This window comes from Janthinobacterium sp., from assembly GCF_009923995.1.
Lineage (GTDB): Bacteria > Pseudomonadota > Gammaproteobacteria > Burkholderiales > Burkholderiaceae_D > Janthinobacterium.
On record NZ_RFSK01000021.1, the window covers coordinates 1 to 20098 of the forward strand.

The 20098-nt window shown below is 62.9% G+C and carries 13 protein-coding genes and 1 pseudogene; 2 read left to right on the plus strand and 12 right to left on the minus strand.

Going from position 1 to position 20098, the window contains the following annotated elements; translation table 11 throughout:
* The 4 genes and pseudogenes from EBS11_RS12650 to EBS11_RS12665 all read right to left on the minus strand — a co-directional run.
* A partial coding sequence (locus tag EBS11_RS12650) for a YDG domain-containing protein (protein WP_290603324.1) occupies positions 1-6079 on the minus strand: 6079 nt, incomplete at its 3' end.
* 16 nt (positions 6080-6095) lie between these two features.
* Positions 6096-7718, minus strand: coding sequence for a ShlB/FhaC/HecB family hemolysin secretion/activation protein (locus EBS11_RS12655; protein ID WP_290603325.1), 1623 nt, complete (start codon positions 7716-7718; stop codon positions 6096-6098).
* Between the two features lie 217 nt (positions 7719-7935).
* Positions 7936-10163: pseudogene (locus EBS11_RS12660) on the minus strand (adenylate/guanylate cyclase domain-containing protein).
* A 32-nt stretch (positions 10164-10195) separates the two neighbouring features.
* A complete protein-coding gene (locus EBS11_RS12665; RefSeq protein WP_290603326.1) occupies positions 10196-11818 on the minus strand; it encodes an HD family phosphohydrolase in 1623 nt (540 codons plus the stop codon).
* A 188-nt stretch (positions 11819-12006) separates the two neighbouring features.
* Between EBS11_RS12665 and EBS11_RS12670 the strand changes: the two genes are divergently transcribed.
* A complete protein-coding gene (locus EBS11_RS12670; protein WP_290603327.1) occupies positions 12007-12903 on the plus strand; it encodes an MBL fold metallo-hydrolase in 897 nt (298 codons plus the stop codon).
* Positions 12904-12949: 46 nt separating this feature from the next.
* Here EBS11_RS12670 and EBS11_RS12675 read toward each other — a convergent pair whose 3' ends face one another.
* From EBS11_RS12675 to rpsF, 7 genes are all read right to left on the minus strand, one after another.
* A complete protein-coding gene (locus EBS11_RS12675; protein ID WP_290603382.1) occupies positions 12950-13963 on the minus strand; it encodes an inorganic phosphate transporter in 1014 nt (337 codons plus the stop codon).
* A gap of 39 nt (positions 13964-14002) precedes the next feature.
* Entirely contained in the window at positions 14003-14629 is a 627-nt protein-coding gene (locus EBS11_RS12680; protein WP_010400015.1) for a DUF47 domain-containing protein, read from the minus strand.
* 94 nt (positions 14630-14723) lie between these two features.
* A complete protein-coding gene (locus EBS11_RS12685; RefSeq protein WP_071322553.1) occupies positions 14724-16109 on the minus strand; it encodes a replicative DNA helicase in 1386 nt (461 codons plus the stop codon).
* 135 nt (positions 16110-16244) lie between these two features.
* Positions 16245-16700, minus strand: coding sequence for a 50S ribosomal protein L9 (gene rplI, locus EBS11_RS12690; protein ID WP_034783456.1), 456 nt, complete (start codon positions 16698-16700; stop codon positions 16245-16247).
* Positions 16701-16727: 27 nt separating this feature from the next.
* Positions 16728-17018 (minus strand): 30S ribosomal protein S18, encoded by a 291-nt coding sequence (gene rpsR, locus EBS11_RS12695; RefSeq protein WP_010400024.1) that lies wholly within the window; start codon positions 17016-17018, stop codon positions 16728-16730.
* A gap of 25 nt (positions 17019-17043) precedes the next feature.
* Positions 17044-17343 (minus strand): primosomal replication protein N, encoded by a 300-nt coding sequence (gene priB / locus EBS11_RS12700; protein ID WP_086144118.1) that lies wholly within the window; start codon positions 17341-17343, stop codon positions 17044-17046.
* A gap of 20 nt (positions 17344-17363) precedes the next feature.
* Positions 17364-17750, minus strand: a complete 387-nt coding sequence (gene rpsF / locus EBS11_RS12705; RefSeq protein WP_010400028.1) for a 30S ribosomal protein S6 — start codon at positions 17748-17750, stop codon at positions 17364-17366.
* 265 nt (positions 17751-18015) lie between these two features.
* On the opposite strand from rpsF, the gene lexA reads away from it, so the two are divergent.
* Positions 18016-18651 (plus strand): transcriptional repressor LexA, encoded by a 636-nt coding sequence (gene lexA, locus EBS11_RS12710; RefSeq protein WP_290603383.1) that lies wholly within the window; start codon positions 18016-18018, stop codon positions 18649-18651.
* 204 nt (positions 18652-18855) lie between these two features.
* On the opposite strand, the gene EBS11_RS12715 is transcribed toward lexA, so the two are convergent.
* The gene (locus tag EBS11_RS12715; RefSeq protein WP_290603328.1) at positions 18856-20097 is read right to left on the minus strand and encodes a cystathionine gamma-synthase family protein; all 1242 of its coding nucleotides are present in this window, start codon (positions 20095-20097) and stop codon (positions 18856-18858) included.
* Between the last annotated feature and the right edge of the window lies 1 nt (position 20098).

Sequence of the window (20098 nt, forward strand, 5' to 3'; positions counted from 1 at the left end):
CAAAGTGGACCACGGCGCCCGTCGTGCCGTCATAGGTCTTGTTGACGCCGCTCAAGCTCACGTTCAGCGTGCGCGCGCTGATGTCGGCCGTGGTGCTGCCACTATTGGCGTTCAGCACATAGTTGCCTGCGTCGAGACCAGCCAGCGCAACATTCGATACATTGATGGTCTTGCCAACGCCCGCATTCTTGTCGCCAAAGGCCGCACTGCCCGCGACCGTCAGCGCATCGCCAGCGATGCGGTCGTCGCCAAAGTGGGCGACTGCCCCTGTCGTGCCGTCATAGGTCTTGTTGACACCGCTTAAGCTGACATTCAGCGTGCGTGCCGCGATGTCGGCCGTCGTGCTGCCACTATTCGCGTTCAGCACATAGTTGCCTGCATCAAGGCCAGCCAGCGCGACATTCGATACGTTGACGGTCTTGCCAGTACCCGCATTCTTGTCGCCAAAGGCCGCATTGCCCGCCACCGTCAGCGTATCGCCGGCGATCCGGTCGTCGCCAAAGTGGACCACTGCTCCCGTCGTGCCGTCATAGGTCTTGTTGACGCCGCTCAAGCTGACATTCAGCGTGCGTGCCGCGATGTCGGCCGTCGTGCTGCCGGCGCTGCTGCTCAGCACGTAGTTGCCTGCGTCGAGACCAGCCAGCGCAACATTCGATACACTGACGGTCTTGCCAGTACCCGCATTCTTGTCGCCAAAGGCCGCGTTGCCCGCCACCGTCAGCGTATCGCCGGCGATGCGGTCATCGCCGAAGTGGACCACGGCGCCCGTCGTGCCGTCATAAGTCTTGTTGACGCCGCTCAAGCTCACATTCAGCGTGCGTGCCGCGATGTCGGCCGTCGTGCTGCCAGTATTGGCATTCAGCACGTAGTTGCTCGCGTCGAGACCAGCCAGGGCTACATTCGATACATTCACGGTCTTGCCGGTGCCAGCATTTTTATCACCAAACGCCGCATCGCCCCCTACCGTCAGCGTATCGCCAGCGATCCGGTCGTCGCCAAAGTGGACCACGGCGCCCGTCGTGCCGTCATAAGTCTTGTTGACGCCGCTCAAGCTCACGTTCAGCGTGCGCGCAGCAATGTCAGCCGTCGTGCTGCCGGTATTCGCGTTCAGCACGTAGTTGCCCGCATCGAGTCCGCCCAGGGCGACGTTCGACACAGTCACGGTCTTGCCCGTGCCCGCATTCTTGTCACCAAACGCCGCATCGCCCGCCACCGTCAGCGTATCGCCGGCGATGCGGTCATCGCCAAAGTGGACCACTGCTCCCGTCGTGCCGTCATAGGTCTTGTTGACGCCGCTCAAACTGACGTTCAGCGTGCGCGTGGCAATGTCGGCCGTCGTGCTGCCGCTATTGGCGTTCAGCACGTAGTTGCCCGCGTCGAGGCCAGCCAGGGCTACATTCGATACATTCACGGTCTTGCCGGTGCCAGCATTTTTATCACCAAACGCCGCATCGCCCGCCACCGTCAGGGTGTCGCCGGCGATGCGGTCGTCGCCAAAGTGGACGACTGCTCCCGTCGTGCCGTCATAGGTTTTGTTGACGCCGCTCAAACTGACGTTCAGCGTGCGCGCGGCAATGTCGGCCGTGGTGCTGCCGGTATTCGCGTTCAGCACGTAGTTGCCCGCATCGAGGCCAACCAGCGCGACATCCGATACATTGACGGTCTTGCCAGTACCCGCATTCTTGTCACCAAACGCCGCATTGCCCCCTACCATCAGGGTGTCGCCGGCGACCCGGTCATCGCCAAAGTGGACGACCGCACCCGTCGTGCCGTCATAGGTCTTGTTGACGCCGCTCAAACTCACGTTCAGCGTGCGCGCGGCAATGTCAGCCGTCGTGCTGCCACTATTGGCATTCAGCACATAGTTGCCCGCATCGAGTCCGCCCAAAGCGACGTTCGACACATTCACGGTCTTGCCGGTGCCAGCATTTTTATCACCAAACGCCGCATTGCCCGCCACCGTCAGCGTATCGCCAGCGATGCGGTCAAAGTGGACCACGGCGCCCGTCGTGCCGTCATAGGTCTTGTTGACGCCGCTCAAGCTCACGTTCAGCGTGCGCGCGGTGATGTCGGCCGTCGTGCTGCCGGTATTCGCGTTCAGCACATAGTTGCCTGCGTCTTGTCCCGTCAGGTGCCCGGTGGACACCTGGTAATCCACAACCTTGCCATTGCCGACATTCTTGTCGCGGAAGCTGCCCAGCAAGCCGGCCATGGCGACCTGATCGCCTGACACCAGGCCTTCGAAATAGCCGCTCAGGGTGGCGTTGGTCGTGCCGTCGTAGACGCGGTTCTGGGCACCCGAGACGCCATAGTTCAACAGGCGCGCGGTGATGTCCGCCGTGCCGTCCAGCGTGCTGGCAGCCAAGCTGTAGTTGCCGAGTTCATTGCCGCCCAGCACCAATCCGCTTGCATGCACGGCCTTGCCGCTCCCTGCATTCTTGTCAAGGAAAGCGGCACTGCCGCTGATGCTGATGTTGTCGCCCGTCACGACATTGCCCAGCACAAAACTGGCGCCGTCATAACCCAGGGTGCCGTCATAGACCTTGCCGTTGCCACCCATGCTCACTGTCAGGACGCGCGGCATGATGGCGAAGGTGGTCGTGCCGCCCAGGGTGATGTCGTACTTGGTCGACCACAGGCCCGTCAAGTTGTAATTGCCCACGTTGAGCGCATTGCCGTAGCCGAGGCTGCCATTGACGCCCGTGTCGCCATCGAGCAAGCCCACGTAACCGATGGTGCCCAGGAAGGCGGCCAGCTGGCCATCGTAGACCTTGCCGCTGGCATTGTCCGTGACGTTCACCTGCAGCGGTTTCAAAAAAGCCTTCAGCATCGGCGTCGTGTAGCCGTCGTAGATGCGCCAGACGCTGCTGAAATCGTAGCCGTTGAAACTGCCCTGCTGCTGCATCTGGGCTGTCGTGCGGCCGCTGGCGCCGCCCTGGTCCATCTGGATGCCGGCCGTTTCGTAATTCCAGAAGGCAAACGACACAGCCGCGCCCGTGTCGGCACGGCCCACCACGCCGCCCGCCGTGCCGGCGGCAAAACCGTTGCCGGACACGGCACCGCTGCTGTAGACATTGCTGGCACTGCTGCCCGCCACGCTCCAGCCGATCAGCCCGCCCAGGTTTTCATGGATTAGCGCCGGGTCGCTATTGGCCGCTGCGCCGACGGCGCCCGTGGCGTAGGCATTGCTGATGCTGCCGCCATTGCGGCCCACCAGGCCGCCGATATTGGCCGCGCCGCTGACGGCGCCCGTGGCATACGACTGCGCCACCGCTCCCTCGTTATTGCCCACCAGGCCGCCCACCATGGCGCGCGTGCCCGTCACCGCGCCGCTCGCCATCGATGCCGTGATGCTGGCGCCCGCCTGGTTCAATCCTACCAGGCCGCCGATGCTGCCCGCCGCATCGGAATTGAGGCCGCTGACCGCGCCGCTGGCGCCGGAGGCCGAGATCATCCCGCCGTTACTGCCGACCAGCCCCCCAACATTGCGCTGGCCGCTGACGGCGGCACTGCTGCTGACGTTGTCGATCGTACCGCCGAGCACATTGCCCACCAGCGCGCCCACGTTCGCGTTGCCCGCGACGCTGCCGCCGGCAAGCGTCAGGTTGCGCAAGGTGCCGCCCTGCAGGGTGCCAAACAAGCCCACGGGCGAGTCATACGTGCGGCCATCGATGGCCAGGTTGCCGATGGCAAAGCCGGCGCCGTCAAAGACGCCGGAATAGGCCGCGCCGCCGCCGGCGATGGGGATGAAACCCTTGCCGCCATTCCAGTTTGCCGTGCCGCTGGCATCGATATTGCCCGCCAGGCGATAACTGTTGCCGAGACCGAGACTGCCGATGCCTTGCAAGCCATAGATATCGGCGATCAGGTATGGCGCGGACGTGCCGCCGTCGCCGCCAGCCACGCGCAGGAATGTGGCGCCGCTGCCGATGACAAAGCTCCTGGCGCCAAATCCTGGCAAGGTGGCCCCGTTTTGTACCCAGTTGCCGCCGTCCAGGGCGAAGACGCCGTCCACGGTCACGGCAGCGGTGGCCGTGATGGCGGAACCTGAATTGATGTGCAGGTCGCCGGTTCTGGCGAGCGCGCCCGATATCTGCATGCCGCCCGTGTTCGTACCGTCGCCGATGGTCAGCGACGACGCCGAGATGCCGGCCAGTTCCGCCGCGCTCAAGCTCAGGGCCGTGCCCGACTTGGTGCCCAGGTCGATGCCGCGCGTACTGTTCAAAGGCTTGATGAGCACACTCGCGCCGCCGGCCGTGCCGCCGAAATTGATGCCGCCGGCGAGGCTGACATTGTCTGCCTGCAACGTTACCGTCTGGCCGGCGATGCCGCTGCCGATCAGCTGGCTGCCGCTGCCCGACAGGCTGATGCCGCCGGCTGCCATATTCGCGAGCAGACTCAGATTGCCATTGCCGACGTTGACCACGCCGCTGCCCGTCACGCTGGCGCCGGAAAGAGAAACGTTGCCGCCATTGCTGGTGATGGCCGCATCCAGATTGACGTTCGCTCCCAGGCCGTAGGCACCACCGGTACTGCTGGCATCGTTGGCCGACAGGATCACGGCGCCGCCCTTGGTCGTGATGGGGGCAAACACGTTGATCGTCTCGCCCGCCATGGCGGTCAGGCCGATGCCGGTGTTCACCATGTCCACGGCACTGCTGAAGTTGATATGGTGCGTCGCCTGCAGGATCACATTGCTGTTTGCATTGGAAATGACGCTGGCGCCGATGCTGGTGCTACCGGTTGGCGAACCGTGCGTAAAATCGTCGACATTGCCCAGGCTGCCACCCGAGCCCGCCACCACCTCGATATCATAGGGGTCGAGCAGCCAGGTGCCGCGCTTGCCGCTGCCCGCGCGCGTGCCCGTATCGACCCGGATGCCGTCAACGGCCAGGGAATGGCCCGACGTTTCGACGAAACCGCCATCGCCACCGTGGGCACCGCCACGCGCGGAAATGCTGCCGTGCACCTGCGCCGATTCGGTGCCCCAAACGATGACCTTGCCGCCCTGGCCCCTGTCGGTCGCATCGGCAGCGATGCTGGCATCCTTGTTCACCACCACCTGGCGCGCATTCTGCACGGCCGCATTCTTGCCCTGGTAGTCGCCGCCCAGCAAGACCGTGCCGCCGCCCGTGGCGCCGCTGGCGTCGACTCTTGCATCGCCGAACAGGCCCACCTGGTCGCCCAGCACGGCGATTTCGCCGCCCTTGCCGGCCGCCCCCGTGGCGCTGGTGACGCTGCCCGCTTCAAGCACGGCCTTGCCGCTGGCCTTGAGCATGATCCTGCCATTCTCGCCGACAACGGCGCTGTTGGCATTGAGCACGCCGCGCTGGCTGACCAGCGCGCCGGCCATGCCGATGCTGCCGCCCTGGGCGATGATCTGGCCCAGGTTCAGCGCCTGGTCCTGTGGCGCCGAGACCAGCACGCGCAAGTCCGGGTTGCCGGGATCGGCCAGCTGCACGCTGCGTCCGGCCGCCAGGATCACTTCGCCATTCGGCGCCGTGATGATGCCCGTGTTTTCCACGTTCGGCGCGATCAGCAGCACTTGCCCGCCCTTGCCCGCATTGATCACACCAGCATTGCCGACGCCGCCGGCCACGCCACCGGCCGTGAACTGGCGCTTGCCGGACAGAAAATCTTCATTCGACATGCCCAGGCTGGACGCCACCAGGCCATTCACATCCACTTTCGCGCCCTGGCCGAAGACGATGCCGTTCGGATTGATCAGGAATACCTTGCCGTTCGATTCCAGACTGCCCAGGATCTTGCTGGGGTCTTGTCCCGTAATGCGGTTGAGCACGGCGCTATTGCCGTTTTGCTGGATGAAGCGCGTGATTTCGCCCGCATGGATGGAAAAACTCTGCCAGTTGATGATGGTGTTGGGCGTGTTCGTGATCGAGAAGATGTTGCCTTGCTGGTTGAACGTTGCCTGGCCATTGACCACCTGCGGCAAGGCGGGGTTGGCCTGCGCCGCGCCGAAGCAGCTGGCCAGCAGCAGCGCCAGCGCCGTGCGGCGCAGGGGTGGCCCGTAGGGCGGCGTCAGGACGAAGGCGGAGGCGTGGTGGACATGGTTATGCATGGTGTTCATCCTGATACTAGTAAGCCAAGGCGAGTCGGAAGTGCAGGCGGCTGGCACCCCGCCGGCCCGTGTCGCCGCCATTGACGACATGGGCGTAATCGAGTTGCAGATTGGCGTAGCGGCTCAGCAGCAAGCGCATGCCGAGTCCCCCGCTGCTGATACCTTGCGAAGCGCTTTCGCCGGGCAGCGCATGGTTGCGGCGCAGCCAGGCCGTGTCATAGAAGGCCAGCGCGCGGCATTGATAACCCAGCGCCTGCCCGCACCAGTTCGGCGTGTACAGTTCCAGGTTCAGGCTGGCACCGGAATCGTTCGCCACTTCGCGCTCGTCAAAACCGCGCACCGAGGAGGCGCCACCGGCGCCGAACTGTTCGCCTGGCACCAGCGCGTCGGGCGTGACCTGGGCGTTGAACAGCCCGCGCCATTGCCAGTCATCGGCCAGCACGCGGCCCGACGTGGCGCTCAGGCGCAAGGTGTTATAGGCGGCCTTGGCATGCGCGCGCACGCGGTCGAAATCGGCTTGCGCACCGTGCTTGCCGCCAGGAATATTGTGTGCGAACGTCAACGCCACGCTGGTTTCGCCCGTGGGCAGGGTCCAGGCGCCGATGTAGCTGACGCTGAGCGGGTGCACGGTGACGTCGGCGCCCAGTTCCATGCCGAACAGCTGCACGCTGTTGCGGTAAGCCTTGTAATCGATGCCATACACGAGCTTGGGCTCGAAATCGTCGCGGCGCGCAAAGTTCTGGTTGTAGCGGATGCCGGCCATGCTGCCCTGGCCGCTGACGGCCAGGTCAAAAATGCCGGCCGAGACGCTGCCCGAATCGACGTTCGAATAGCTGGCGAAGAAATCCATCGAGTCGCCCAGCGCGTACAGCGGCAGGTGGTAGCCGGCGCCATACACGCCGACCTTGTCCGGCTTTTCCAGGCTGCTCGTATATTGCAGGCTGGCCACATGGTCGCGCCCCCACAGGTTCGCATGCTGCAGCACCACGCCCACGTGCGTCTTGCCCGTCTGCGCCGCCCCCGTATTGTCCACGTTGAGCATGGCCTTCCACGCCACTTCGTCGGCCACCGTGACGATGGCGTCGATGGCATCCGCCTTGGCGTCCGCCTGCTCGTCGGCCTGCAGGCGCACTTCGATCTTGCGCGCCGGATTTTCATTGGCCAGTTTCAGGCTTTGCGACAGGGCGGACAGATTCGGCGTCTCGCCTTCGCGAAGAGAGGGCAAGGCGCGCCGCACGTTGGCGTCGTCGACATGGACATTGCCGCCGATGAGCACCTTGCCCAGCGGCGTTTGCAGCACGCTCAGGCGCACCACGCCCCGATCCAGCTCCTGCTCGGGCAACTGCACCTGGACGGCGCCGTAGCCGCGCGCGCGGTAGGCGCTTTCCAGCGCCTCGACGGCGCGGGCGATGTCGGAAAAGTCACGCTGGCGGCCCGTGAACGGCGCCAGCAGCGCCTGCACCTGGGATGCGTCGAGCAGGGTATTGCCCTGGACGTCAAAACGGCTGATGTCGAAGCGCGGCACGCTGTCTTCGGCCGTCGGCGCTGCGGCCTGGTCCAGGGAAATGGCAGCGCCGGCGGCGCCGACGGCGAACAGCAGCGCGGAACCCGCAAGCAGGTGCACCAAACGATATGTCATGTGAAGGATTTCTTGTGTAACCGGACCCGTGCGCGGCCCAGCAGGCGCCAGCGGCAGCGTGTCCAGCAATGGATTGAAGGCAAATTTTAGACGGCTTTTAGTTTCCAGTCAGAAATTTCTGACGTTTTTTCCCCATTTTCGTCGCAGCGCAGCATACATCGTGCATACAAGGATGAAAGATAATTTAATCAACAACATTTCCCCCGTCGCCAGCTAGCTATTTGCTATCCAGTGCCGTCACGCCATCCCAGTCGGCCGCAGGCGGCGTGCGGCAGTACGCTTCCACGCGCGCCGCATACAGGCGATACAGGCCGTCGTCGGGGAAATCCGCCTGCAATTGCCCTATCAGCGCGGCGGCAGCATGCCAGTCGCGTGCGCGCAGCCGGGCCAGTGCCTCGTGCCAGCGCACGAGTTGCGCCAGTTCGGCGGGAGTGGCGTCGGCCAGCAGGCAGCGCGGCTCGAAGATGGCCACCGCTTCCTGCTTGCCCAGCACCCTGATCATGTCCAGCTCGCGGTACAGGAATTCGGGCGCCGCCGCGCGCGTGGCGCGATGCCCACGCCATAGCGCTTGCTGGCGCCCTCCAGGCGCGCCGCCAGATTCACGCTGTCGCCCATCACCGTGTAGGCACGGCGGATGCGCGAACCCATGTCGCCCACGTGCATGGGACCCGTATTGAGGCCGATGCCGATGCGCAGCGGCGGCCAGCCCCGCGCGGCGAACTCGCCGTTCAGGCGCGCCGCGCTTTGCTGCATCAGCAGCGCGCTGGCCACGGCGCGGCGGGCATGGTCGGGGAAGGCAACGGGCGCGCCCCAGAAGGCCATCACGGCGTCGCCGATGTACTTGTCCAGGGTACCGCCATGACTGTCGCGGATATCGTGCGACATCGCCGTCAGGTATTCGTTGATGTATTCGCGCAGCGCCGCCGGCGACAGCTGCTCGGAGATGGCCGTAAAGCCGCGCACGTCGGCAAACAGCACCGTCAGTTCGCGGTTCTCGCCATCCATGGTGTAGCGCTGCGGATTGTCCGCCATCTCGGCCACCAGTTCGGGCGCCACGTATTCGCCGAAGCGCGCCACCAGCGCGCGGCCCTTGCGCACCTCGAAAAAATAGCCCCAGGCCAGGTTGACGATGAAGAGGGCAACGATCAGCAGCACCACCACGGCGCCCCCCAGCACCACGTCGCGCACGGCGTACAGGTACAGATTGAGTGCGATGGTCAGGGTCAGCGCCCCCAGCGTGACCAGCATCACGCCGGCCGGCGGCAGCACGGCCAGGGCGCCGGCCAGCAGCACGCCGAACAGCAGGATCTGCACCAGCTCGAGCGCCAGCGCATAGTCGGGGCGCGCCTTGAAGCGATCGTCGAGGATGGACTTGATCAGGTTGGCGTGCACCTCCACGCCGGGAAATTCGGCATTGACGGGCGTGGCACGGATGTCGTTCAGGCCCGGCGCCGTGGTGCCCACCAGTACGATGGCGCCTTTCAGCAGCGCAGGCGCAACGCTGCCGGCCAGCACGTCGGACGCCGACACATAGCGGAAGGCACCGCCATCGGGACCGCCCGTGCCGCGGTACTGCACCGTGGTGGTCAGGGCCTCGCCCACGGGGATCGCCGTGGCGCCGCGCGGGGTGAACAGCACGATGTGTTCGAGGCCCGCGTTGTCCAGCTGGCGCGCCGATAAGGTATCGGCCGTGGCCGTGAAACGGGGGGCGATGGCGCGCGCCTGCAGGTAGACGGCAGCCGTGGCCAGCGACAGCGAGGGATAGTAGCCGTCGCCGATGCGCGTCAGCAGGGTCGACGAACGCACCACGCCATCGGCATCGGTCAGCGCCGTGAAGATGCCGGCGCCTTGGGCGGCCGCCTGCAATGGCGCGATATTGGCTTCGTAGCCGCGCGCCACGTAGGCGGTGACGGCGCGTCCATTCAGGTCGGCCACGGTAAAGGCAGGCCGGGGCAGCGTACCCTTGGTCTGGCTCCCGGAGACGCTGTAGCCCAGCACCACGGGCTGGCCGCGCATGGCGTCGGCGAACAGGCCATCGTAATCCATGGCCGGGCGCAGTTTTTCCAGCTGCGCCGGCAAGCCCGCCACGCCGGCCAGCTCGCCATGCGCCAGGCCTTGCAGCACGGCGTAGCCGGAACTGGTGTCCGCCTCGGGAAAGGAGATGTCGAAGCCCAGCGCGGCCACGCCGTAATGGCCGGTGAGCTGGCGCACCAGCCTGGCCTGGATATCGCGGCTCCACGGGAAACGCCCTACCTGCGCCAGGCTCTTTTCGTCGATGTCGACGATGACGATACGGGGATCGAGCTGCGGCGCCTCGGCACGCATGCGCCAGTCGCCCAGCATGGCGTCCAGCCGCGCGATGTTCTCATTGCCGGCCAGGCACAGGATGGCGGCGGCCAAGGTCAGCAGCATGCCCAGCAGCGAGCGCGCGCCGTGCTTGCGCATGAGGGGGGCCAGCGCCGCGCGCCTGCCCCGCTTCACGGTGTGTAGCCCGGAATGGCCGCCTCGTCGACGGCATCGATCTGGCTCGGGTGCAGATGTTTTTCAGCGAAGGTCAAATACACCTTGCTGCGGATGAAGACATCGAACAGCTCCGGGTCGATATGCCCGTTCAGGCTGAAATTGCCCAGGATGCGCAGGGATTCCGACAGCGGCTTGCCTTTTTTATATGGCCGGTCGCGTGCCGTCAGTGCCTCGAAAATGTCGGCGATGGCCATCAGCCGCGCCGGCACCGACATCTGCTCTTTCGTCAGCCCGCGCGGATAGCCCTTGCCATCCATGCGCTCGTGGTGGCCGCCCGCATACTCCGGCACCTTCTGCAGGTGCTTGGGCCACGGCAGCGCTTCGAGCATGCGGATCGACACGCTGATATGGTTGTTGACGATGGCCCGCTCGGCCGCCGTCAGGGTGCCGGCGCGGATGGTCAGGTTTTCCGTCTCGTCGGCGTCGAGGAAGTCGCGCAACTGGCCATCGGCCGCGCGCCAGCGGCGTTTGGCGATTTGCCGCACGCGCTCCTGGTCGGCCGGCGCCATGCTTTCGCCGCCGATATTGACGCTGCGGATGAAGTCGCGCTCCTCGCGCAGCGCGGCCTGCTCCTGCACCAGCGCGCCGGCGATGGCCTCGCTCTGCTGCGGCTGCGCCACCTGCTGGCGCAGGGCCGCGATCTCGGCGTCACGCAGCAGCACTTCGTAGCGCGTGTCGATCAGCGCGATGCGGTCGAAAATGGTTTCCAGCTTGGTCGCCTTGTCGACCACGTGCACGGGCGTGGTGATCTTGCCGCAGTCGTGCAGCAGTCCGGCCAGCCACAGCTGCTTGCGTTCGTTGTCGCTGAGCCGGAAATCGGCCAGCGGTCCCGTTTGCGTGGCGTGCGCGGCGTCGGCCAGCAGCATCGTCAGCTCGGGCACGAACTGGCAATGGCGCCCCGTGTACGGCGACTTTTCATCGATGCCGATATTGATCAGGGTGACGAGCGATTCGAGCAGTTCTTCCAGCTGCGAGATCAGCAACTGATTCGTCAACGCGACGCCGGCCTGCGCCGCCAGCGCCTCGATGAAACGCTGGTCGGTGGGCGAAAATGCGCGCACCTGGCCCGTCTCGCCATCCTTGGCATTGACCAGCTGCAGCACGCCGATCAAGTCCCCTTCGTGGTCGCTCATGGGCACCGTCAGGATCGATTGCGTGTGGTAGCCGTGATGGCGGTCGAAATCGCGCATGCCTGAAAAATTGAAGGCCTCGTCGCGATACACGTCGGCGATGTTCACGCAGCGGCGCAGGTTGGCCGCATACGCGGCCACGGACGCCAGGTTGGGCTGGCCGGCATCATCGAACAGCGGCACGCCGGGCAAGCCGACGTCCGCGCCCTGCACGATGCCCAGGCTGTCGTTGACGCTGATGTGGAAATCGAGCTGGCGGCCATCGGCTGCCGGTCGGTACAGGGTGGCGCCGTCGGCGCCGCTCATGCTTTTTGCGAGCAGCACGATACGCTGCAGCAGCGGCCCGATATCGCGCCCCTGTCCACCCTGGCCGTGCCCCAATGCGACACTGAGTTCGGTCAATTGCTCGAGCCGGTGGGCGATTTTCTCAGGGTGCAGCTGAGGCATGTGAATGGCGATCAGGTAAGGGAACAGGGAGTAGGCAAGCGCCAGTGTAACGGCCACCCCGCGCACTGTACATTACTTAGTTACAACAAAATGAAATAACTTTCCCTGTTGCAACACCCATAAATGTTGCCGCCAATCTCATTAATTAGAATAGAATCAACAATAATTACACAGTAACAAGGTACTGAATGAAATTCACGTTCAGGGGGGTGCGCGGCTCCATCCCCTCCCCGGGCCCCCGCACGGCCCGCTATGGCGGCAACACCACGTGCATCGAAGTGCGCACCGACGACGACAGCCTGATCATTCTCGACGCGGGCAGCGGCATCTTTTCACTGGCGCAGCAACTGCCGGCCGGCCAACCGGTACATGCGCACGTCTTCATCACGCACAGCCACTGGGACCATATCCACGGCCTGCCCATGTTCTCGCCCCTGTTCGTGGCGGGCAACCGCATGCGCCTGCATGGCGCCTACGATGCCGTGGCAGGACGCGGCATCGAGCACGTGATGGCGGTCCAGCTGCAAAACAGCTATTTTCCCGTCAGCGAAGCGGCCATGGCGGCCAGCATCGAGTACCGCACCCTGTCGCCCGGCGACACCGTCGAGGTGGGCGGCGCCAGCGTGCGCAGCGCGGAGATGAACCATCCCGTCATCAACCTGGGCTACCGCATCGACTGCGCCGGCGCGGCGCTGTTTTTCAGCGGCGACCACGAACCGTTCTACAACCTGCATGCCCCCGGCCACGCCGAGCACGCGGCGTGCGAAGCGCGCAACGCGCAGCGCCAGGCCGGCATCGATGCGCTGGTCGATGGCGTCGATGCGCTGATCATGGATTGCTCCTACACGCGCGAGGAATACCCGGGCAAACAGGGCTGGGGCCATGGCACCTTCGACGCCGCCTTCGACCTGGCCCTGCGCTGCGGCGCCCGGCGCCTGTACTGCACCCACCACGAGCCGACGCGCAGCGACGAGCAGCTCGAAGCCGTGTTTGCCGACGTGATGGGCCGCTATGCGGACCGCCTCGCGGGCCTGCAGGTATTCCTCGCCTGCGAGGGGCTGACGGTGGAGCTGGCCGGCGCATAAAAAAAGGGAGCCGCAAGGCTCCCTTTTTACTGGCGTTGGCTATCCATCACATTATGTGGTGGCCAATCCACCAGGCGATGGCAGCGACGAAAGCCGAAGCAGGAATCGTGAAGATCCAGGCCCAGACGATATTGCCCGCCACGCCCCAGCGCACGGCCGACATCTTCTGCGACGAGCCGACGCCGACGATGGCGCCCGTGATGGTGTGCGTCGTCGACACGGGAATGCCCAGCGCCGTCGACACGAACAGGGTGATGGCACCGCCCGTTTCGGCGCAGAAGCCGCCGACGGGTTTGAGCTTGGTGATCTTCTGGCCCATGGTCTTGACGATGCGCCAGCCACCGAACAGGGTGCCGAAGCTGATCGCCGTATAGCACGAGATGATGACCCACAGAGGCGGCATGGCATCGGCCGCGCTGGAATAGCCGGCGGCGATCAGCAGCATCCAGATGATGCCGATGGTTTTTTGCGCATCGTTGCCGCCGTGACCCAGGCTGTATGCCGCGGCCGACAGCAGCTGCAGGCGGCGGAACCACTTGTCGACCTTGCGCGGCGTCGAGCGCACAAAAATCCACGACACCAGCAGCATCATGATGGAGCCGAAGATAAAGCCCAGCAACGGCGAGATGACGATGAAGGCAACGGTCTTCCACAGGCCGGCCGATACCAGCGCGCCGGTGCCGGACTTGGCGACGGCGGCGCCCACCAGGCCGCCGATCAGGGCGTGCGAGGACGACGAGGGAATGCCGTAATACCAGGTAAACAGGTTCCAGAAGATGGCGCCCATCAGCGCGCCGAAGATCACGTACTGGTCCACCACCGTGGGGTCGATGGTGCCCTTGCCCACCGTAGCGGCCACGGTCAGCTGGTGGAAGACGAAAATGGCGACGAAGTTGAACGTGGCGGCCATGGCGACCGCGGTCTGCGGCTTCAACACGCCCGTCGAGACCACCGTGGCGATCGCGTTGGCGGCATCATGGAAGCCGTTCATGAAGTCAAACAGCAGCGCAAGGACGATCAACAGGCCTAGCACGTAGATGCTGATTTGTATGGTCATTATATGTTCTTTTCTGATTCTGGTTCAGGACAGGCCCAACGCTTACGCGTTTTCGACGATGATGCCTTCGATAATATTGGACACGTCTTCGCAACGGTCGGTCACGGTTTCCAGAATTTCGTAGATCGCTTTCAGCTTGATCAGGTTGCGCACGTCCGGCTCGTCGCGGAACAGCTTGGACATGGCGGCGCGCATCACGTGGTCGGCATCCGATTCCAGGCGGTCGATTTCTTCGCAGATGGCGACGATCTTGCGCGAGTTGTCCATGTTGTGCAGCATGGCGACGGCGTCGCGCACTTTTTCGGTACAGGCCAGCACCAGTTCGGCCAGGCGCTTGGCTTCCGGCGTGACGGCCTTCAGGTCGTACAGCGACACGGTTTGCGCCGCGTCTTCCAGCAGGTCGAGGATGTCGTCCTGGCGCGTGATCAGCTGATGGATGTCGTCGCGGTCGATCGGCGTGATGAAGGTCTTGTGCAGCATTTCCACGGTGGCGTAGGTGACTTTGTCCGCCTGTTTCTCGATGCTTTCGATCGCATGTACGCGGTTTTCCAGGTCGTCGAAATTGGTCATCAGGCCGAGCATCTCTTTGGCGCCCTTGACGCACAATTCCGCGTGCTGGTTAAACAATTCAAAAAACTTGCCCTCAGTGGGCATCAAGCGTCCAAACATGTCATTCTCCGTTAAGCATTGAGTCGTGTTATTTACTACAGAAAGCCGCCCCGTATGAGGGGGCGGCCGATGGAATTGCCAGTGCTGCTGAGTCTTAGTCGCCTTGGTAAAGCGCCAGGCCACCACTGTAATTGCCAAATTTGGTGTACTGCCCCATGAAGGTGAGGCGGATGCTGCCGATTGGACCGTTACGTTGTTTACCGATGATGATTTCGGCCGTTCCCTTGTCTGGCGAGTCGGGGTTATACACCTCGTCGCGGTAAATGAACAGGATCACGTCGGCATCCTGTTCGATAGCGCCCGATTCGCGCAAGTCGGACATCACGGGACGTTTATTCGGGCGTTGTTCCAGCGAGCGGTTCAGCTGGGACAGCGCGATCACGGGGCAGCCGAGTTCTTTCGCCAGGCCTTTCAAGCCCCGCGAAATCTCGGAAATCTCCGTGGCGCGGTTGTCGCCCGGGGTATTGGCCGACATCAGCTGCAAGTAATCGACGATGATCAGGCCCAGCTTGCCGCACTGACGCGACAAACGGCGCGAGCGGGCGCGCAATTCGATGGAGTTCAGCGCCGGCGTTTCATCGATGTACAACTGCGCGTCGTTCATCTTCTGGATCGCGTTCGTCAGGCGCGGCCAGTCTTCGTCGTTCAGGCGGCCCGTGCGCAGGCGGTGCTGGTCCAGCTGCCCGACGGAGCCGAGCATACGCATGGCCAGCTGGGCGCCGCCCATCTCCATCGAGAACACGGCCACGGGCAAGCCGCTGTCGATGGCCACGTTTTCGCCGATGTTGACGGAAAACGCCGTCTTGCCCATCGATGGACGGCCTGCCACGATCACCAGGTCGCCTGGCTGCAGACCGGAGGTCATGCGGTCGAGGTCGATGAAACCGGTGGGCACGCCCGTGATTTCACTCTGGTTGTCGCGGCTGTACAGTTCGTCGATGCGCTCGACCACCTGCGTCAGCAAAGGCTGGATGGCGGTCCAGCCCTGGGCGCCGCGCGCGCCCTCTTCGGCGATGGCGAAGATCTTCGACTCGGCCTCGTCAAGCATCTGCTTGACTTCCTTGCCCTGCGGGCTGAATGCCGTGCCGGAGATATCGTCGGCGACGGTGATGAGTTTGCGCAGCACGCCGCGGTCGCGCACGATCTCGGCATAGCGCCGGATGTTCGCGGCCGATGGCGTGTTTTGCGCCATGGCGTTCAGGTAAGCGAGTCCGCCCACATCCTCGGCCTTGCCGAGCTGGGTCAGGGTTTCAAAAACAGTAATGACATCGGCTGGCTTGGAAGCGTTAACCATCTTGACGATTTGCTCGAAGATGATGCGATGGTCATAGCGATAGAAATCCTCCGCATGCATGAAATCGGCGATGCGGTCATACGCGGCATTGTCGCGCAGCAGACCACCGATGACGGATTGTTCTGCTTCGATCGAATGCGGCGGAATACGGAGGGAATCCAGTTGCGGATCAGAGGGGGCGTTCATGGCGCGAATTATACCCGCTTCGGCGTGCTGGCAAAAATAAAGGGCTGAAATTGAGCGAAAAAAAGGCCACAAAAAAGCCGGGCGAACCCGGCTTTTCATAGTGCGGCAGCGCGTGCGGGCCAGGCCCGCAGACGATTACGCGTTCGCGTCTGGTACGACAGCGATAACAACTTCCACAACCACGTCGGTGTGCAGAGCAACCGAAACGTTGTGCTCGCCAACGATCTTCAGCGGGCCGGTAGGCATGCGGATTTGTGCTTTTTCAACAGCAAAACCTTGCTTGGTCAGCGCTTCAGCGATGTCGAAGTTGGTGACGGAACCGAACAGACGGCCATCGACGCCAGCTTTTTGAGCAACTTGAACGGTCAGACCGCTCAGTTTTTCGCCTTGGGCTTGCGATGCGGCCAGTTTGGCAGCTGCAGCTTTTTCCAGTTCGGCGCGCTTGACTTCGAATTCAGCCACAGCGGTTGCCGTAGCACGACGTGCCAGGCGTTGCGGGATCAGGAAGTTACGTGCGTAACCGTCTTTGACTTTGACGACTTCGCCGAGGTTACCGACGTTTACAACTTTTTCTAACAGAATGATTTGCATAGTTCTTCTCCAGGAATATCTGACCGATTAAGCGTGGTGCAGATCGGTGTATGGCAGCAGCGCGAGGAAGCGAGCGCGCTTGATTGCGGTGTCGACTTGGCGCTGGTAGTGCGCTTTGGTACCGGTCAGGCGTGCTGGCATGATCTTGCCGTTTTCCTGGACGAAGTCTTTCAGCGTGTCGACGTCTTTGTAGTCGACTTGCTCAACGTGAGCTGCCGTGAAGCGGCAGAACTTCTTACGTTTGAACAAAGGGTTTTGCTGTTTGCGTTTTTCTTTAAGCTTGAGCTTATTTTTGTCGAACTTTTTACCGAATGCCATGTCAGGCTCCTGTATCTAAAATGCGCTAGTCGGGAATGACTGCACTAAAATCAATGATGTGAAACACCAAACTCTTGCTGTTGCGGCTCTTTCTGGCCAGGAAACCCGTGAACTGATACACCCCGCCCAAGCTTGCCTGGCTGAACCGGCCTGAGATTTCGCCAGCGGCTAGCGCGGCAACATCAAACTCGGTCAAACGGGCAATTCCTGCTTCCATCTGCTGCGAACTGTGTTGCAATACTGCATTCACAATCGGCAACCCTGCCGGGGTATAGCGCAATATTTCGCGCTCGGCAATGATGGCGGTTACTTGTAGCTGGTTCAGCGCACGATCCTGGTCAAAAATTAAGCGGCTGCGGCTGGAGCGGCTGCTGGTGCTTCGGTGCGGTGGCTTTTGGCCGCGTCTTCGCGTTGTACCGATTTCATCATCGGCGAAGGAGCTGTTTCAGCTTTCTTCATTTTAACGGTCAGGTGACGCAACACGGCATCATTGAATTTGAATGCTGTTTCCAACTCGACCAGGGTCTCGTTGTCGCATTCGATGTTCAGGCAGATGTAGTGTGCTTTAGGCAGCTTTTGGATCGAGTAAGCCATTTGACGGCGGCCCCAATCTTCCACGCGGTGAACCGAACCGCCGCGGGTGGTTACGCTGGCTTTGTAGCGTTCGATCATCGCGGGCACTTGCTCGCTTTGGTCCGGATGGACGATAAAGACTATTTCATAATGACGCATGCAAACTCCTTCAGGTCGGATTGATAATCGCCCACCCCGGCGTCAAGACGGGTGTGGGAAGGTCAGCCGAAGATTATAACCGCCTTTTGCGAACTATTCAATGATTGCTTGCGCCGCGCCTGCCGGCCGCCGCCTTTCTTGCCTGAAGAACAGAATTTCTTTGAAAATCGGCGAAAAAGCCCGAAATCCCCTTGCATAGTGGGCGATACTGTACAAAAATACAGACTGTTCATATAGACAGCATTTTAGTATGCACCCACCGCTCATGATCAAGCTGACAGCACGACAAGAACAAATCCTGAACCTGATCAAGGACGCGATTGAAAATACGGGCTTTCCTCCCACCCGTGCCGAGATCGCCAATGAATTGGGCTTCAAATCGGCCAACGCGGCCGAAGAGCATTTGCAGGCCCTGGCCCGCAAGGGCGCCATCGAGATCTCGCCCGGCACCTCGCGCGGCATCCGCCTGATCGGTGCGGCAGCCGAAACGCTGCCGGCGAAGGTGCCGGCAGCACTGCTGATGTCGCTGCCCCTGATCGGCCGCGTGGCAGCCGGTTCGCCCATCCTGGCCCAGGAAAACCTGGAAGCGAGCTACAACGTGGACCCTGCCCTGTTTTCGGCCAAGCCCGACTTCCTGCTGAAGGTGCGCGGCTGGTCCATGCGCGACGCCGGCATCATGGATGGCGACTTGCTGGCCGTCAAGAAGATCGACAGCGCCAAGAACGGCCAGATCGTCGTCGCCCGCATCGGCGACGAAGTCACCGTCAAGCGCTACAAGAAGACGGGTTCCGTCATCGAACTGCTGCCGGAAAACCCCGACTTCAAGGTGATCACCGTGTCGCCGGAAGATGAATTTGCCCTGGAAGGCCTGGCCGTGGGCTTGATGCGCAGCTGGCATTGATTGAGCGCGCCCTCATAAACCTACTGCGCAGCCCACTCTCGGGCATCCGTTGCTCGCTGTACCAATGTACAGCTCCGCTACTCAACCCGATATTGGGCTTGCTCGCTACGGTTTCTGAAGGCACGAAGACATTACCATTGAACGGCGAAAAACAAAGGGCCGCAACAGCATGACTGTTGCGGCCCTTTTCATTTGTCCGGCGACTTATACATCGAGTGCCTGGCGGAAATCCTCGAGCAGATCCACCTCGTCCTCGATGCCGACGGAGACGCGGATCAGTGACTCGGCGATGCCCATGCTGGCGCGGCGCTCGGCTCCCATCTCGTAGAAAATCGTGTGGGCAACAGGAATGACCAGGGTGCGCGTGTCGCCCAGGTTGCTGGCCGGAATCGCCAGATTCAGGCGGTTGAGGAAATCGAAGCAGTCGATGCCATCCTTCAGCTCAAAGCTGAACAGCGAGCCATAGCTGCGGAACAGGTCCGTCGCCAGCGCGTGCTGCGGGTGCGATGGCAAGCCAGGGTAATGCACGGCCGCCACGCGCGGGTCCGCGGCCAGCATGGTGGCCAGCGCCAGGGCATTCGAGCAGGTGCGGTCCATGCGCAAGGCCATGGTTTCCGCACCGACGGCGATATGGTGCGCCGCTTCCGGGCCCAGCGAAGCGCCGAAGTCGCGCAAGGCCTTGGCGCGGATCTGCGCGATGCCCCACTGCGCCGGCGCCGCCTTCTTGTAATTGTCAAAGATGTTCGGATACTGCGTCCAGTCGAACACGCCCGTGTCCGTCAAGCTGCCGCCCAGGGCATTGCCGTGGCCGCCGATGGATTTCGTCAGCGCATTGACCACCAGGCCCGCGCCCACGGCCTTCGGACGGAACAGGTAGGGCGTCGTCATCGTATTGTCGACGATGTACAGGATGCCCTTCTCGCGGCACAGGTCGCCGATTTTTTTCAGGTCGGCGATCTGCGTACGCGGGTTGGCAATAGTTTCCACGAAAACAATTCGCGTGGCCGGCGTAATGGCGGCTGCCACGTTGGCGACATCGGTGGCATCGACGAAGGACACGGCGATACCCTGCCCCGTCACCGTTTGCCACAGGCTGTTGGTGTTGCCAAACAGGAATGCCGACGAGACGACGTGGTCGCCCGCGCGCAGCAGCGACTGCACCACGGCGCCGATGGCGCCCATGCCGGTGGCGAAGCACAGGGTCGCCAGACCATCTTCCATCTTGTTGACCTTGTCTTCCAGCGCGGAAACGGTCGGGTTGCCCTGGCGGCCGTAGCGGAAGCCGGGCTCCTTGCCCTGGAAGACGGAAGCGAGCTGGCGCGCATCGCCATAGCCAAACGCCACGGAGGTGTGCACGGGCTTGTGCAGCGAGCCGTGCTCGATGCCCTTACGGCGGTCGTTATGCAGGATGGTGGTGGTAAAGCCGTAGTTTTTGTTGTTGCTCATG